The 14,721-nt window shown below is 67.2% G+C and carries 11 protein-coding genes; 7 read left to right on the top strand and 4 right to left on the bottom strand.

Annotated elements, in window-relative coordinates; genetic code table 11:
* Positions 1–668 precede the first annotated feature (668 nt).
* From NA3_RS32230 to NA3_RS32220, 3 genes are all read left to right on the top strand, one after another.
* Entirely contained in the window at positions 669–959 is a 291-nt protein-coding gene (locus NA3_RS32230) for a hypothetical protein (protein ID WP_062968184.1), read from the top strand.
* On the top strand, positions 940–1,278 hold the full coding sequence (locus NA3_RS32225) for a hypothetical protein (RefSeq protein WP_062968182.1): 339 nt from the start codon (positions 940–942) through the stop codon (positions 1,276–1,278). The genes NA3_RS32230 and NA3_RS32225 overlap by 20 nt, the downstream gene beginning before the upstream one ends.
* A gap of 333 nt (positions 1,279–1,611) precedes the next feature.
* Entirely contained in the window at positions 1,612–2,859 is a 1,248-nt protein-coding gene (locus tag NA3_RS32220) for a hypothetical protein (protein WP_128145835.1), read from the top strand.
* Here the strand turns inward: NA3_RS32220 and NA3_RS32215 are convergent.
* Positions 2,849–3,832 (bottom strand): ATP-dependent DNA ligase, encoded by a 984-nt coding sequence (locus tag NA3_RS32215; RefSeq protein WP_227995673.1) that lies wholly within the window; start codon positions 3,830–3,832, stop codon positions 2,849–2,851. The genes NA3_RS32220 and NA3_RS32215 overlap by 11 nt on opposite strands.
* A gap of 218 nt (positions 3,833–4,050) precedes the next feature.
* Here NA3_RS32215 and NA3_RS32210 point away from each other — a divergent pair, with 218 nt between their 5' ends.
* Positions 4,051–4,527, top strand: a complete 477-nt coding sequence (locus NA3_RS32210) for a hypothetical protein (protein ID WP_062968175.1) — start codon at positions 4,051–4,053, stop codon at positions 4,525–4,527.
* Positions 4,528–4,570: 43 nt separating this feature from the next.
* Here the strand turns inward: NA3_RS32210 and mobF are convergent, their stop codons facing one another.
* Positions 4,571–11,374, bottom strand: coding sequence for a MobF family relaxase (gene mobF / locus NA3_RS32205; protein WP_062968173.1), 6,804 nt, complete (start codon positions 11,372–11,374; stop codon positions 4,571–4,573).
* A 294-nt stretch (positions 11,375–11,668) separates the two neighbouring features.
* Between mobF and NA3_RS32200 the strand changes: the two genes are divergently transcribed.
* The 3 genes from NA3_RS32200 to NA3_RS32190 all read left to right on the top strand — a co-directional run bounded on the left by NA3_RS32200 (position 11,669) and on the right by NA3_RS32190 (position 13,346).
* On the top strand, positions 11,669–12,244 hold the full coding sequence (locus NA3_RS32200) for a hypothetical protein (protein ID WP_062968171.1): 576 nt from the start codon (positions 11,669–11,671) through the stop codon (positions 12,242–12,244).
* A 15-nt stretch (positions 12,245–12,259) separates the two neighbouring features.
* A complete protein-coding gene (locus NA3_RS32195) occupies positions 12,260–12,838 on the top strand; it encodes a hypothetical protein (RefSeq protein WP_062968169.1) in 579 nt (192 codons plus the stop codon).
* Between the two features lie 94 nt (positions 12,839–12,932).
* A complete protein-coding gene (locus NA3_RS32190; protein ID WP_062968167.1) occupies positions 12,933–13,346 on the top strand; it encodes a hypothetical protein in 414 nt (137 codons plus the stop codon).
* Between the two features lie 398 nt (positions 13,347–13,744).
* Here the strand turns inward: NA3_RS32190 and NA3_RS32180 are convergent, their stop codons facing one another.
* Together NA3_RS32180 and NA3_RS32175 are read right to left on the bottom strand one after the other, a co-directional pair.
* Entirely contained in the window at positions 13,745–14,272 is a 528-nt protein-coding gene (locus tag NA3_RS32180) for a WDGH domain-containing protein (protein WP_062968163.1), read from the bottom strand.
* Positions 14,262–14,705, bottom strand: a complete 444-nt coding sequence (locus NA3_RS32175) for a hypothetical protein (RefSeq protein WP_062968160.1) — start codon at positions 14,703–14,705, stop codon at positions 14,262–14,264. Before NA3_RS32175 ends, NA3_RS32180 begins: the two co-directional genes overlap by 11 nt.
* Between the last annotated feature and the right edge of the window lie 16 nt (positions 14,706–14,721).

The raw sequence follows: 14,721 nt of genomic DNA, 5'->3' as shown, positions 1-14,721 counted from the left end.
CCACGGCGGGCGCGAGCAGGGCGCATCGTGGTGGCTATGTCAACGAATTCTGGCGTCGTAAATCGGTCAATCCTGGCGTCACTTCGATGACGCGGAGCCGTAGCAGATCGGCCGACTCGCTACGGCTCCGCGTCATGTTTGCGCTGGCGGTACGCCTTGGAGCGACAGGCTTGAGAGCAGTAGCGGGCGTCAATTCGCCGATCGGCCCCGGCGTACAAAACCCGGCCGCAGACCGGGCATTGAACGTTCGGCGCCTTCCAGCCCCATGGCAGTTCGCCCCGCATTTGGAGGCGAGTTGCCTTGCCCATCAGCGCGATGGATACCCGGTGGATCTCGGCTCGCTCCGCGGATCGGCGGCGGGCTCGATAGGCGCGGGCCGCACACGCCGGGCCGCAATACCGCCGGCGCGGATCAGCATTACGAGGGAGCCGGGCCTTGCAGGCCGCACAGCGACGGGCACGCCGTCTCGTGGCCATGCGCCTACTCTGCACGCCGTAAGTCGGCGACGTCGGAATTCGCCAACATTCGACGTCGGAATTCGCCGATCCGACCATCGTGGGAGGCGGCCGACCAGGCTTGCGGGGATTGGCCCATCAGTCCGCCTATGAGCGGTGGGCGAAGGTTCTGGGCTGATTCAATGCCGCTGCCTCCAAGTAGGCTGTGCCCCCATGCCTTTCGAGATCCCCGACTGGGCGGCTGCCCGGTTGCGCGATGTGACGGTCGCCGAGGTCTTTCAGGTGCTCAGAGCGCGCCGGCGGTGGGCGCGCCCATCGACGGGAAGCGAATTGACCGTCACGCTCATTGCCGGTAGGACCGACGCCGGACGGCCGATCCTGGTGGCGGTCCACCTGGATGCGCCGTTTCACGGGGTCGTAATCGCCGCTGGGCCGCTGCAGGGCGATAATCTGGACGCATACACCCGATGGGAGGCCGAGACCGATGAGCCGTTCGAAGGATGACACGGCCGCGCTGCACGACGCGCTGGTCCAGGCCTACGGGCCCGATTTCGATATCGATAGCTTCACCCCCGACCTCGAGGCCGCACCGGTCGAGGTCGAGCAGCTCACCGACCCGACCGAGTTGATGATGACGCGGACGGTGACGCTGCAACTGCCATGGCCGGTGATGCAGCGCCTCGAGGCGCGTGCCGCTCAGGCCGGGGAGAGTATCGACGCGCTTGTCTCCGAATGGGTTGCCGTCGAAGCGGCGGCCGACGACACCGTGCCCCGCGACGCGATTCTTCATGTGCTCGCGCAGCGGTTCCGCCGCACCGCCTAGTCGGCGGCGTATCGCACGCGACATTCGGCACCGCGACACAAGATCCTGTGGTGTCTTGAGATGTCGCCTACCAGATATAGACTTAGCCCGACGGCCTGCCTGGCACAGTGCCGCCGAACGGAACACCTGCAAATGAACGCCGAGGCCCTGGCCGGAAGCGGAACTCCCAGCAGGGCCTCGGGTATGTCTTGGTAGGACTCCCCGATGCTACGTCACCCCGTGATCCGCGGCAGGCGGAACCGGGGTGATCTTCAGCGGAGTTGCGCTCACCGGTTGTCAGCCGTCTCGTCGGCGTCCCGGAAACGGCCCTGAGCGGCCGGAATGGAGTCGAGCGTGAATCCCGACGACAACCAGGGCGAGGAACCCCTCGCCGCTTCCGTAATCGTTCTGCCGACCTCGCCGGTCGCCTCGTACGCGGATTTGCCACGCTCGCAGGTGGCTCGTGCGCTGCAAACGCTGCCGCCGGGCGTTCAACAGCTCCTCGGCATCGACCACTTCCTACTGGGCGCTCTGGACATCATGCTGTGCTCAGCGCATACCCTCCTCGATCGCGACGATCCGCGACCTGTGCTCGACCGGTTCGGCTGGTTCGATGAGGCGATGGCCGAACTCGGGCTCGAGCCGGGCCCGCAGGCCGGGCACGCGCTGGCCGAATGGATCACCGACTTCGCCACCGAAGACCGTCTGCAGCAAGTCACCAAGGTCAACAGCAGCACGTGGCGTAGGTTTCTGCGCCGGCTGATCGGCGCCGCCGCCTTCGACCGGATCGCGGTCGCGGTCCGCGAGGACATGAGGGTGATTTCGGATGTGGTGGACTGGGGCACGGTCCGGCTGCAGCCGTTCGCGGTGGCGTTCGACGACTGCATGTCCGTGATCGGATCTGAGCGGATCTGCGACATGTTCGGTCTCGAGGAGACAGTGACCGCGTTGGAGCTGGTCCGGCGTCTGCACACCGCATCGACGAAACTGCGCACCGAGAAGTTCGGTGAGGGTCTGGACTCGACGGCGCTGGAACCCATTACGGATGCCGCGCAGCTGATCGACGAGCTGCGGGCGATGGCATCTGGGCCGACACGTCAGGCGCTAGGCGAACTCAGCGGTGATCTCAGCCGCAAGCTGGAGGGCGCGCGATTCGCTCTTGATCAGTCGGTCGACGGGGTGTCGCAGGCCGCCAATTCGCTCGTCGAGCTGATCGATCGGATGCTGCGCACAGCGTTCCCCCACGGCGAGGTCTTGGAGTGGCTCGAAGCCACTGGCCGGAGCGGTGCTGAATACGTGCATTTTCGATCCAGCACGCCCTGGCCGACCAAGCGCGCGGAAGCGTTGTGCTTCATCTATGGTGGCGCGGTTCCCGAAGGTGGTGCCAACCCGATTCTTGATGCCTTCGCCGATGTCGTGGTGAAGATCCGCAAGCAACTGGAGGCGATCAAGCACGCCGATAAGGCCACCGCTGATGAAGCCGACCAGGTCCGAGCGCTGATTCACAGCATCGAAGGATTCATCACCATCATCATCCGTCTCGGGTGGGGCGCGATGGCGGCCGACCGTGTCGCCGAGATCCGGCGCCGCTTCACTGCCTGACGTCCGTCCAACCCACTTCAGTCGGGCAGGCCGAGTGCGGATCTTGGTCGGCGCGTAGGCCTGCCCAGCTGGGGTGGCGCAGACTGGTGGTGAATTCGCGGTAGTAGACGGTGGCGACGAGAGTGGGGGCTACCCAGGACGGGGCGGCGTTCGCGCCGAGCCGCGGTATGGTCTCGAACGGACTCGACTCCTGGGCGATCTCGTCTAGCCGGGCCTGCAAAACGCGCCGCTGCGCCATGCTGAATCCGGTACCCACGTTCCCGACATGGATGAAAACGCCCTCGGCAGTGTGCCCACCGAGAATCAGCGAGCCGAACAGTCCCGACGGTCGCCTACTGGATGAGAAGTAGCCTGCGACAACAACATCCGTAGTTCTTCGGAGTGCCGATTTGATCCAGAGTCGGGAGCGTTGGCCCGGCAGGTAGGCCGAGTCGAGCCTTTTGACCACGATTCCCTCGAGCCCGTGTTCTTCCGCCACGTCGAGCATCTGGGCGGGGGCGATGTCGGTCCAGTAGGGCGGTACACGGACCAGAGCGCTGCTCAGCTCCAGACCGTCCAGCAGGTCCCGGCGCTGGACGTAGGGCAGGTTCGTGACGTCATCGGCCTCGATCGAGAGAGCGTCGAAGGCGAACAGTTGTGTGGGCACTGACGCAATGAGTCCGGCCGGGGGCCGGACTGTGTGCATCCGGTGCTGAAGACGGCTGAACGATGGAATGCCGCTAGGCAACTGCGGGGCAATAATTTCGCCGTCGATGATGAACTGGCGACCGCGCGCAGTTTCGTTAAGTGCCGCAACAAGTTCCGGAAATGAACTCGTCGCCTCTCGACCATTACGCGAGTACAGTCGCACCTGGTCACCGAGGCTGACGGCGATGATGCGCATCCCGTCCCACTTCATCTCGGTGGCCCATAGGTCCGAGGCGGTAGGCGGCCGCCCGGCGGTCGCCAGCATCGGTGCTGGCACGCTTCCCACAGATCGCAGCGTACTTGCAGCAATCGATAGGTCCGAACGCTACTTTGGCGGGTGGTGCAGAGTTCGGGCGGGATCGCCCTTCGCCGCGGTGGCCACCGAGTGGGGAGTGAGCTCTTGGGTTCCGGCGTGTCAGCGGCAGCGTGAAAACGGATCGCCACAGCGCTCGTCAAGCGTCAAGCTTTCTTGTCGAACTCGATAGCGTCAAGTAAACTTGTCGTATGGGGATTCAGTATTTCGAGACCGACAGTCTGGGCTATCTTCCTGCGGGAACAGACATTTCAGCCGTCCTCGCCGACGGCGATGTACGCGCACTGATAGCGGTGTGGCACACCTACAGCTCTATCAAGCTGTATCGGTCCGGCCTCGCCAAGATCGATCAGGGGGAGTCCCGTGGCGACGATCCGGAGGGGACCCGAGCCGTGTTGGAGTCCGGCCTCGCCAAGATCGCCGAGGTGACCCCGGTCCAGGCGCTGGAGGCCAACCGCCGTCTGGTCGACCTGCTCACTGGCTACCGGTGGTTCGTGATGCGTGATGCTCGCGAGGCCGGGGACAGCTGGACGAGCATCGGTGAGGCGCTGGACATGTCGAAGCAGGGCGCGCTGGACTGGTACAAGCGCAAGATCGCCTTCCAGGAGGAATTCGTTCCAGATTTCCACGACACCGATCGGGCCCGCGCAGTCCTGGGCGAGGGCTAGCAGGGCGCGAGGCCGAAAGTATTCCGGCCTGAGCCATCTGTGATCAGAGTTCGGGGCCGTGGTCACGGTGATGCTGACGGTTGAGCTCGGCTTGGGCGGCGGCGCGTTGCTCCTGTGTGAGCTCGGAGCGGGTCGTCTCGGTGGGGGAGTGCGCGGCGCGGATGCGGTGTTCAGCGGCCGCGTCGACCGGTGAGAGCTCGGTTCGGCGTTGCCGTTCGGCAAGCGCGGCTTCCAAGTCACGGGCTGCTTGGGCGGCGCGTTGAGCGGTCCGTTCCCGGATCTCCTCGTCCCGGGCGTCGCCGCGTTCGGCCTCTGCCAGTTCGGCGGCCCGTGCGGTGCGGTCGTCGGCGCGGGCCAGCAGGGCGGCCCATTGCGGTTGGGGGGCGCCGGCGTCGCGGGCGGCCTCGATCGCGGCGCGGGCGGTGGCTTTGGCGGCAGCGGCTTGTTCTTTTGCACGCTCCTCGGTGGCGGCGCATCGCTCGACATGCGCCTGGGCTTCGCGGCGCGCTCCTGGTCGCAGCGCCGAGATCGCGGCCAGGTTCTGCCGTGCGGCGTGGGTTTCCGCGGTGGCGGTTCCGAGTTCGCGACCTGCGTCCTCGGCGGCGGCCTGCGCGGCTTGAGCGGCCCGGATTGCGTCGGCCTGTTCGAGTAGTCGGGCGTGGGCGGCGCGGACTTGCTCGGTGCGTGTTTGGGCGTTGGCGAACCCTTGCCAGGTGGTCGGGTCGTCGCGGCGGGTCGCGGCGCGGCGCAGGTTCCGGATCAGGTTGTCCAACTCGGTGTCGCTGCGCATCCGCAGCGGCTCGGCCTGCATCTGCTCGAGGATCTGCTGTTCTCGGGCGGCCGACGGATCCGCAGGTTCGTGCTCGACGTCCGGGGCTGTGTCCTGGTCGATGTCGACAGCGGCTTCGCTGTCCATGGTGTTTTCGGTGTCGATGTCGTGAGTGATCGGCTCGGTCGGTGCCGTTGGGGCGATGTGGGGTTCGTCGTCGCCGCCGATCCCGGTGTCGGCCTCGCGGATGGTCTCGCTCTCTCGCCGGCGGTTGTCCAGCTCCCACGCTGCCTGGCTGTCGGAGATCGCCGAACTGGTGTGCTGCTCGTCGGTGGTCTGCTCGGTGCTGGCCTGCTGGGGTGTGTCGGCGTGCAGGTAGCGGTCTTCCAGCTCCCGCACTGCTTGGTTGAACGGGATTCCGGTGGAAGCGTGTTGCTCGTTGGCGGCCTGGCGTGTGGCATGGAACAGCAGGGTGTCCAGTCGCCGCATCTCGGCGCGCGCGGCGTTGAGTTCGTCGGTGGCCAGGGTTTCGGCCATGTCGCGCCAGGTGTGGACCTCGTCCTCGGTGGGAACGGGCTCCCCGCCGGCCGCAGTGTCGAGTTCGTGGTGGGCGTTGCGCAGCTGCTCGCGGAGTTCATCGGCGTGAGCGCGCGCGGCTTCGGCGTCGGCTTTGGTCCGTGCGATATTCACGGTGACCGCGTCGGCGGCGTTCTCGGTGGCGGCGGAGCGGTAGGTCTCGAGCTGCTCGGTCAGCCGGGCCCGCAGCGCGGCCTGGTCGTCGCCCAGGGCATCGATGTGCTGCTGGACCGACGCGATCAGTTCCTCGTCGGCGCTTTCGGGGTGCGCCTGGAGCGCGCTCTGGTAGGTGTCTTCGGCGGTGATGGCATCGAATTCGGCTTCTTCCCACTGCTGTTGGGCGTCGCGTACCGCGAGCACCAACGGCCGAAGCGCATCCATCCGCAGCCGCATTTGCGCGATTCTGGGTTCGATTGCGAGCTGATGCGGATGGGTTTGGGTGATCACTTGCTCGAACAGTTCCGCGACCCGCGCGCGGGCCTCATCCAGTTCGGCGTGAAGACGCAGGACGCGATCAGTCGGCGACAAATCCGGGTACGGCAGTTCGACCGGCCGCCCCTGCTCGGGCGTGAACTCTTCGGTCCATTCCTGGCCCGGATCCGGTTCCTCGGTAGCGTGATCGATGCCGGTTGCGGCGTCGATATCGGTATCTGACCCGGCTTCCGACGTTGTGGCGTCGGTTTCGTGTTCGGTGGCGGTGCTGAGGTCGAGATGGTCCACGCGCCAGACCAGGACGGCGGCGGTGTCGTCGACTCCCTCGAGGTCGCGCATCGCAACGGCCTCGGCGAGCTCGTCGACTGGGTCGCGGCCGTCCAGATCGATCGCGGCCAAGCGCTCACGCAGCGCTGGCCAGGCCGGGGCCTGCGTGACTCCTGGCGCGAGTTGTTCGGCTGCGTCGGTGAGTTCTGCGACTCGCTCGCCGCCGATCTGATCGGTCGCGCTCTGGGTGATATCTGCGGCGAGGTCTTCGTCCAGGTCGGTGACGTCGGTGAGGTGTGTGATCTGGGCGGCACGGGCTCGCCAGTCCGGTGCGTCGGCGGGCAGGTCGAGCAGCAGGCGCCGCAGTTCGTCGGCGTAGTCGGCCATCGCCAGATCCATGCCCGGGTGCTGAGGCGGGATGGGTGCCAGGCCACGCGGCGGCGCCACATTGTCCAGGGCCCGCCACCGTGGCGGCCGCGCCGTGAGAGCAAGGACGTCGGCGCTGATGCTGCGGTCGATCGCGAGCTGGGTCAACTCATCGGCATGGGTGTCGAGCTCGCCGGTGAGCGTATCGAGTTGCGCTGTGGCGGTTGCGTCGATGGTGGTGACGGCGTGTTCGCCGATCCATTCGTCGGCGCCGGCCCGCAGGACCGCGGCCGCGTCACGGGCGGTGATCAGCGCGCTGCCGCCGTCTGTTCTGTCGACGAGTGCGCTCATGAGGGCGCCTGTGTCGAGTCTGTGGGCGTCGGCCAGGGCGAGGGTGTCGAGCAGGCTCGCGTAGCTGCGGGAGCGTTCGATCTGATGCACCAGCGCAACGGGGAACGCGCGGTCGAGCAACCAGCGGCCGCGTTCGTGAGCGAGCTCGTGGATGTAGTGGTCGTAGTCGCGTTGGATCTTCGCGCGCCGGTCGATCGGGCTGGCGGCGTCGGCGTAGGCGTCGAGCACGGCGAGCTTGTCGGCGGCGGAGGCCGGGACGGTGGGCCGGTTGTCGGCCAGTCGTGCGATGTCGGTGCCGGTCAGCCGCGCGTAGAGGCCTTCGGCGAATTCGGCGAGTTCGACATCCACGCCTGGGTAGCGGGGGGGCATCGGGCGCACCGCTGGGAGTTGCGCGTCCCGCAGGGCGACGAAGCGGCCCCCGCGCTGGGTGGTCGCCAAGGTGTCTTCGGTGTTGGTTGCCGCGATGGCGGCGGTGACCGCCTCGGTGTCGAGCGTGGGGGAGTAGGCCAGCGTTTCGACCCCTGCCGCTGCTGTCGCCGGCACGGTGGAGTTCTGTATGTAGGCGCCGATGCGGATATCGGCGCGGGTGCGCAGGACGGCGGCGACATCGCGGGCGCTGATCAGGCTTTCGCCCAGGTCTTCCCCGTCTCGGGTGGCGATGTCGGTGACCAGCTCGGCGCTGTCCATGCCGAGTGACTCGGCGATGCCGATCGTGTCGAGCAGCTGATGGAAGTTTTCCGAGCGGCGGGCTTCGGAGAACAGCATCACCGGCAGTGCTCGATCGAGTAGATATTCCGCGCGGGCCCGCGACAGCAACTCGGTTGCGTGCTCGTACATGGCGCGGGTGCGGGCCGGGTCGCTGATGCGCGCCTGTTCGGCGCGCATCACCTCGGTGGCAGTGAGGTTGTCGTCCTCGCGGGCGAGCACGCGCATGAACACGTCGTGTTCGTTGTCTGGTTCTTCCGGGATCCGGTCGAGCGAGGGATCGGGCAGGGCGTCGGTGGCGACGTAGATGGCATTGCGTTCCCGCCCGCGACTCAGACCCACGTAGGCGAGTGAGCGGCCGAGGACCGCATTCATCAGCAGATGTGCGCGGTCGACGGTCATGCCTTGGGCTCGATGCACCGTGGAGGCGTAGCCGAGTTCGGTGTGGTCGCGCACGTATCGGGCGGGGAGGGTGACCCGCCCGCGGTGGCGGGCGCCGACCACGGTGAGTGCGCCGTCTGCGTGCACAGCGTGCACTTTCCACAGATCGCCGTTGTCGACAGGTGTGCGAGCGCGTGAGCCGCCGGTGATGCGCAGGCGGTGGTTGTTTTTGCGGGTGACCACGGTGTCACCGATGTGGGCGTTGTGGCCGTCGGCCAGCGTGGCGCGTGCGCTGCTGGTGTCGATGGTGCCACGCAGGGCGTGCGCTGCTTGGGCAGCACCGTTGAGGGCGTACACGTCGGCGACGGATCCGGCCATCATGAGGCTGGTCTTTCCTGCGGCGACGTCGTCCAGGTGAGCGGTGAGGATCTTCTCGCGCAGCTCGTCGACCATGCCTGAGGTGACGCGGTCGTGGCGAGCGTAGAAGTCCCATGCGCGTTCGGCGTCGCCGCTGCGCACATCCAAGGTGGCGGCGGCCTCGTCGGGATCGTTGAAGCGGACGACTTCGGTGAGTTCGGGGGCTTTGGTGTCGGTGGCGATCAGGCGCAGCGCACCGCCGGATTCGACGGCCGACAGCTGGGCGGGGTCGCCGATCCAGCGCACAACTGCGCCGTGTTCGTCGGCGATGCGCTGCAGCGCATCCAGGTTGTGTGTGGACGCCATCCCAGCCTCGTCGACCAGGATCATGGTGCCGCGCTGCAGACCGAGATCTGCCCCGATGCGAGCGCGGGCGATGAAGCTGTCGATTGTTCGTGCAGGGACGCCGATGTCCTCGCTGAGCACTCGGGCCGCACTCATCTGCGGGCTCAGTGCGATCACGGTGCGGCCGTTGTTGTGCCAGGCTCGCACCACCGCTCGCATTGCCGTCGTCTTGCCGGTGCCGGCAGGCCCCACGGCGACTGCGAGCCTCGCACCGGACGTGCAGAAGTGCTCCACGATGCGTCGCTGCCCAGGCAGGAGACGCCGGGCCTTGCCCGTTCGCACGCCCAGGGTGCGACCACGAGTCTCCTTCTCGACTTGGGCGATCGCGCGGGTGACGTCGGCGCGGGTGAGTAGCTCCGCAGTAGGTTCCTGCGCGGCCTGCTGCAGTCGCTGCTCCGCAGCTAGGACGTCCTCGTTGGTGTAGAGAATCGACGTTGATGCCGGGCCGCTGAAGATATTCTCGCCTGTGGCGCGTGCCATGGCCTTCGGCGCCGCAGCATCTGGATCCACCGTCAGCAGGATGCTCAGTTCGCGCACCCTGCTGACCACGTGTTCCACCGCAGCTCGATGCTCGTTGTCGGTGGCGAAGTTGCAGACCGCGAGGCGGTCTTCGGCGGCAGCCCTGATGTGAGTCTCAGCCCAGGTGGCGCGGCGTCGCGACACCTTTTCTATGACATCGACGGCAATCTTCTCGGGGTTGTACTCGGCGCGTTCACGGGCAGCGATGGCGGCGTCCAGGTCGTCGAGCAGATGATTCTCGTTGGACGGAGTCAGCAGCTGGCGGACCTCGTGAGCAGCATCGGCACGTGTGATCTGCTCTCCGAGAATGCAGCGATCAAGAGCCTGATCGATGGTGTCGAGTAGCACCATCTCGTCGGTAGCCAGGACTGCCGATTTGCCACCCAGAGCTGTGCCGATCTCGATGGCGACTCTCGTCGCTTCATAGGGACGTGGCGCTTCGGGATTGCGGCTGAGGTGGACGATATCGGCGGCGTATTGGCGCCCGGTTCGGCCGTCGCCGAGAAGCTGGGCGGCGCGCTGATCCCACTCGGAAATCATCTCCCGCAGCGTCTTGGGCAGCGGCTTGTCTTCGCGGGTGTCGAGGGTGGCTTGCTGGGCAAGTTTGATCTGCACGGCCTTGCTCGGATCGTGCCCGTGGGTCTGGCGGTACTGCCGGACGAGCTCCTCTGTGCGGGCCATGATGTTGGCGCGCCGGCTGAAGTGATTGATCATGTCGTCGCTGACGCCCACGACTTCCAGTACTGGCTCCTTGCCGCGCCCACGGCTTCTCTCTTCGAACCGGAGTCCGAGTTCGCGCTTGAGTTTTCCGGTCAGTGCGGCGTTGTACTCGCAGCTCAGCGACACGGCGGCCTTGGTCAGGTGTCGCGCGTCTAAGCAGGTCCACTTGTTGTCCTTGATGCCTTTCACCATCGCGGAGACCACGACGTGGGTATGGGGATTCATATCGCCGGTGCGGTTGTCGTAGTGCTGGAACTTGGCGAAGGTCAGTCCAGCTGTGTCGACGATCTGCTGCCCGCCACGCCCGCGGCGTGCAAGCGCGTAGGTGTCCTCCATGCGCGTGAGTACTTCGTGCACCGCTTCTTCGTGGCACTTCCAGATCGCCCGGCGTAGTTCGTCGTCGCCCAACCCCCACAGGATCGAGACGGATTTCTGTGGCGTGAACGTGCAGTCCCAGCCGACGACCGCCTCTCGCGCCTTACGCTTTTCGTCGCCGAGAGCCTTGGTGATTTCGTCGCGCGAGGGCTTCCGGCCCAGCTCGCTGGTCAGATGCTCACGCGCCGCTTCGGTCCGTAGTTCGAGCCACTCATCGCGGGTCGGCGGCCGGTCCTCGGAAACGACGAACTCGGCTTTCCGCCGTTCGTAGATCGTCTGTATTTCGGTTGTGCCGCCCTTGAACCGGTACAGGCCTGTCCCGAGTTTGGCGGCCTTGATCGCGGCTGCTGGATCTTCGCCCTGCGCGATCTGGTCGGCGATGATCTTGTCGGCATTCGGGTTCATGCCCTCGCCGTAGAGGGCGCGCATCTGCGCTTCGCTGACTTCGCCCGAGACGCCCATGATCTCGGCACCTCGTCCGGCCCAGACACCCGGCGGCGTGCCGTGCTCGTTGTAGTAGTCGGTCAAGCCCTGGCCGCGTGCGAGTTCGCGGTCCGCGGTAGCTACTTGACGTGTCAGATACTCATAGCCATCCCCGCCGTGCAGCGCGTGGATGGTCATCATGAGAACCAAGAATAGCGACCATTTTCTAATTAGGGCACCCTAAGATTCACAATGGTGCAAGAGGTGTGTCCGAGTTTTCGGTCTCCACAGTGCCCGTGGAGGGTACTAATCGGTCCGGCTCCTCCGGACTGGATCCGGGATTCGGACTTGAACGCGTGGGCGCGTCGTGACCGGATCAGGACTTGCGAGATCGGCTACCGTTGTCGTAACGACCGGCCGCGAACTCGCCAACTGCGGCGGTCTTCGCCCGACAGGGGTCGGGAAGCGCTAGGCCGATTGGGAGGATTTCGGGACATGGCAGACAAGAAGCACGGCGCCGGGGCCGTTGGGGCGCGCAAGCTCGCGCGCGAGCGGATGGCGGCCGCGCTGGAAGCTCGGCGGCGACGCGAAGAACAGAACACGAAGGACCTCGAAGAGTTCTACGTGCTCGGCAGCAAGATCGACGCGGCGGCCGCCAAACGCGACGCGGCGATCGCAGCGGCACACAAGGCGTACACGGAAGCAGAAGCCTCTGCCCTGGATGAACAAGGCGCGGCCCTGCGGCGCATCCGGGACCGCAATACGCCGCAAGCGGAGCTGCTCGAAATGACCGGCCTGGGAACTGGCGAGCTCCAACGTCTACTCCGGCGCGCCGCGCCTTCGCCGGCCACGACGTCATCGAGCTCGGCCGCGAGGACTACGCCCGCGGCGGCGGCCGACGAGAGCACGGTCCCGGCGTCGGTGACACCGATCGGCGCGCGGGGCGATGGCAAAGCACAGCACGATGAGTCAGCGAAAAGCGCTCCGGCCCCGGGATCCGGGGAGGATCGGCAAACGCTAGGCACGCCCGCGGCGGCTGCGGCTGCGGCTGCGCCTGGCTCGGCGTCGTAGTGCGGTGGCACCCGGATGGGGCCACGAGTGGTGCCGCGCAACGCTCCACAGCGTCTCGAGGTCGGCGACGCGGCCGAGATCGCGCGATTCGAGGCCAAGGTGGTTCGAGGCCCGGCCCCCGATGACTGCTGGATCTGGACCGGTGCCATCGGTGACGATGGCTATGGGCGGTTCGCGGTACGTCGCGACGACTCTGGGCGCTTCCCGCTGATGCCGGGCACGGGCCGGGAGGTGATGGTGCGGCCGCCGCGCTACGCGGTGGCGCTGTACGTGGGCCCGGTCGCTGCTGGGTGGTACGCGCTGCATGATCGTTGCGACAACCCGATTTGCGTGCGCGCGGCGACCGTCGGCGGTCGGCGCCCGCACGTGGTCCTCGGCACGCAACAGGAGAATCTGACCACCATGGGTGCGCGGGGGCGCTCCTACGGCGGGCGGCCGGTCTGGCAGCACGACGGCCTCACTCGGGCCCAGCGCGTCGCGCGGTCGCGGGCGCTGCGCGCGGCCGTGACCGGGGGGTGGAATGCCAGCGCGGTGCGACAGGCACTGTTGATCGGCGGGCAACCGTCGTTGTTCGATCCTTCCGGCGGCCCGTAGGGTGCACCCCGGGCCTGTCGGAACCGCTAGGTACAACTATGAGATCGTCCGCGTCTTGTCGGGCGCTGAGTGGAGAGAGGGGAGGGCGGTTGCCGTGTTACTCGTCTTCGGTGCCGTCGTGCTCTGTGTGTCGCTGCTGGCTGCCGTGGCACTGCTCGGCCTGTTCGTGTGGACGTTCGGGGCAGGATTGGCGCGGGGGCTCGGTGCGCTGCTGATTGTGTGCGATCTGTGGCGGCTGATGCTGGGCTTGTTCGTGCCGTGGGTGCTCGGCTCGGCGGCGCTGTGGCTCGCGGTCGGGGTCGCGCTGTGGCTGGTCGGGCATTGGGTGCATATTCAGCGCTGCGGCTGGGCGCGTTCTGCGCTGGCCGATCGCGTGTTCGCACTGCCGGGACTGCGCGCGTTGGTGCCATCGCCGGCCGGGTACGAGCCTGAGTCTCGCACCGGTGGGACCGGAGTGGGAAGCGGCGGCGGTGCAGGGGCGGCCCCGCATCGTGGGCGCGGGTGGTGATGCGTGGGCGTCGCAGTGGAGTTCGCACCGTTCGCACCGGCACTCGCGCTGCGGTGATGCGGTCCCGGCTCGCCGTCGTCTTCGCACCGCAAGCGCTAGGCTGCTCGCTTCGGACGGTGCGACCGGTGCGGCTACTGGCACCGGCACGCCCCGTCGCGTAACCATCCGCACTCCTCGCACGGGGTGTCGAGGGAGAGTAGTTCGCCGGACGCGAGCCACTGGTTCACGGTGCGGCCGGGGGTCTTGACGGTCGGCGGTCGCGGTGCGTCGACAGCGATTGTGCGATCGGTGTCGCCGCGTCGGCGGGCGCCTTCGGCGAAATGCGGGATAGCGGTGATCGGTGTCGGGATCGGTGGCGGTGTGTCAGACATTGCGGCGGGCTCACTTTCCAGGAGTGTTCACCTGCGGCAGCGTGGGGGCGGTGTGTGCCGCGCGCTGGTGCGGCGGTGGTTTGCGGCGATGAATTGGAGGATTCGCCGATGGTGGGTGTTCTTGTCCTCACCGTCCCATCGGGCGCGGGGATCGTCGGGGGCGACGGTTTCGACATGGCTGAACAGCGGCAGCTGTGCAGGGGTGAGGTGGTAGCAGATTTGACCGGCCCCGGGCAGCTCCAGATAGATCAGCGGCCAGTCGGGCGGGCAGGTCTCGGGGTCGGCGTCACTGTTGTAGGCCAGCACAGCCGGGCGGCCGTCGGGGCGGTCGGCGATCAGCTGCGCGACCAAGGCGGTGAGGTAGGCACGTTGGAAGTAGACGCCGGTGATCGCTGCCTCGGCGCGCTCGGCCCGTTGCCGCTGTTGCGCGAGTGCGGCGCGCAACCGGGCGAGGGTCTCGGCCGGTTCGTCGCCGGGGCTCGATTCGGCGAGCTCGTGGCGGTCCTCGTCGACTGCGACCGGCGACGCCTGGGCCCGGGTGAGGTTATCCGGCACGGCGGGTCTCCAAGGCTGGTGTGGGCGGTAGGGCGATGAGGTCGCCTGCGCTCACCGTGCGCTCGGTCGGCCCCAACCATGGGCCGTCCTCGATTTCGACCACATACCAGGGCTCGTGTATGGGCGTGGCATCGTCGGCGGGGTCTGGGTGAGCCTCGGTGATTACCCTCGCTGCCAGGATGGGCAGCGGCTCGCCGACCGCGACCGCGGCGGTGTGCAGCCACAGCACAGGGTCACCGGGCGCCAGACGTCGGGCGGCGGCCGCGTCAGGGTCGGCCCGCAAAAGGGCTGCAGCGGCCGCTGAGGCGTGATTCCAGCGTTCGCCGGCCTCGGCCTCGATCGCAGGATCTGGACCGTCTACGGCGCGTTGATAGGCGGCCGCGGCCGCCTCAAGCTCGGTCGCGACAAGATGGCGAATGGTGGCGGTAGTCATGGGGTGCTCCTTGGGC

It is taken from the genome of Nocardia africana NBRC 100379, from assembly GCF_001612635.1.
GTDB classification, from domain to species: Bacteria; Actinomycetota; Actinomycetes; order Mycobacteriales; family Mycobacteriaceae; genus Nocardia; species Nocardia africana.
Note: the sequence above shows the minus strand (reverse complement) of the source record. Positions and strands in the feature narration are given on the sequence as shown.

Coding starts and splice junctions, on each gene's coding strand:
- NA3_RS32230 (WP_062968184.1), top strand. CDS start 669: ATGCCTTTCGAGATCCCCGACTGGGCGGCTGCCCGGTTGCGCGATGTG.
- NA3_RS32225 (WP_062968182.1), top strand. CDS start 940: ATGAGCCGTTCGAAGGATGACACGGCCGCGCTGCACGACGCGCTGGTC.
- NA3_RS32210 (WP_062968175.1), top strand. CDS start 4,051: ATGGGGATTCAGTATTTCGAGACCGACAGTCTGGGCTATCTTCCTGCG.
- mobF (WP_062968173.1), bottom strand. CDS start 11,374: ATGATGACCATCCACGCGCTGCACGGCGGGGATGGCTATGAGTATCTG.
- NA3_RS32200 (WP_062968171.1), top strand. CDS start 11,669: ATGGCAGACAAGAAGCACGGCGCCGGGGCCGTTGGGGCGCGCAAGCTC.
- NA3_RS32195 (WP_062968169.1), top strand. CDS start 12,260: ATGGGGCCACGAGTGGTGCCGCGCAACGCTCCACAGCGTCTCGAGGTC.
- NA3_RS32175 (WP_062968160.1), bottom strand. CDS start 14,705: ATGACTACCGCCACCATTCGCCATCTTGTCGCGACCGAGCTTGAGGCG.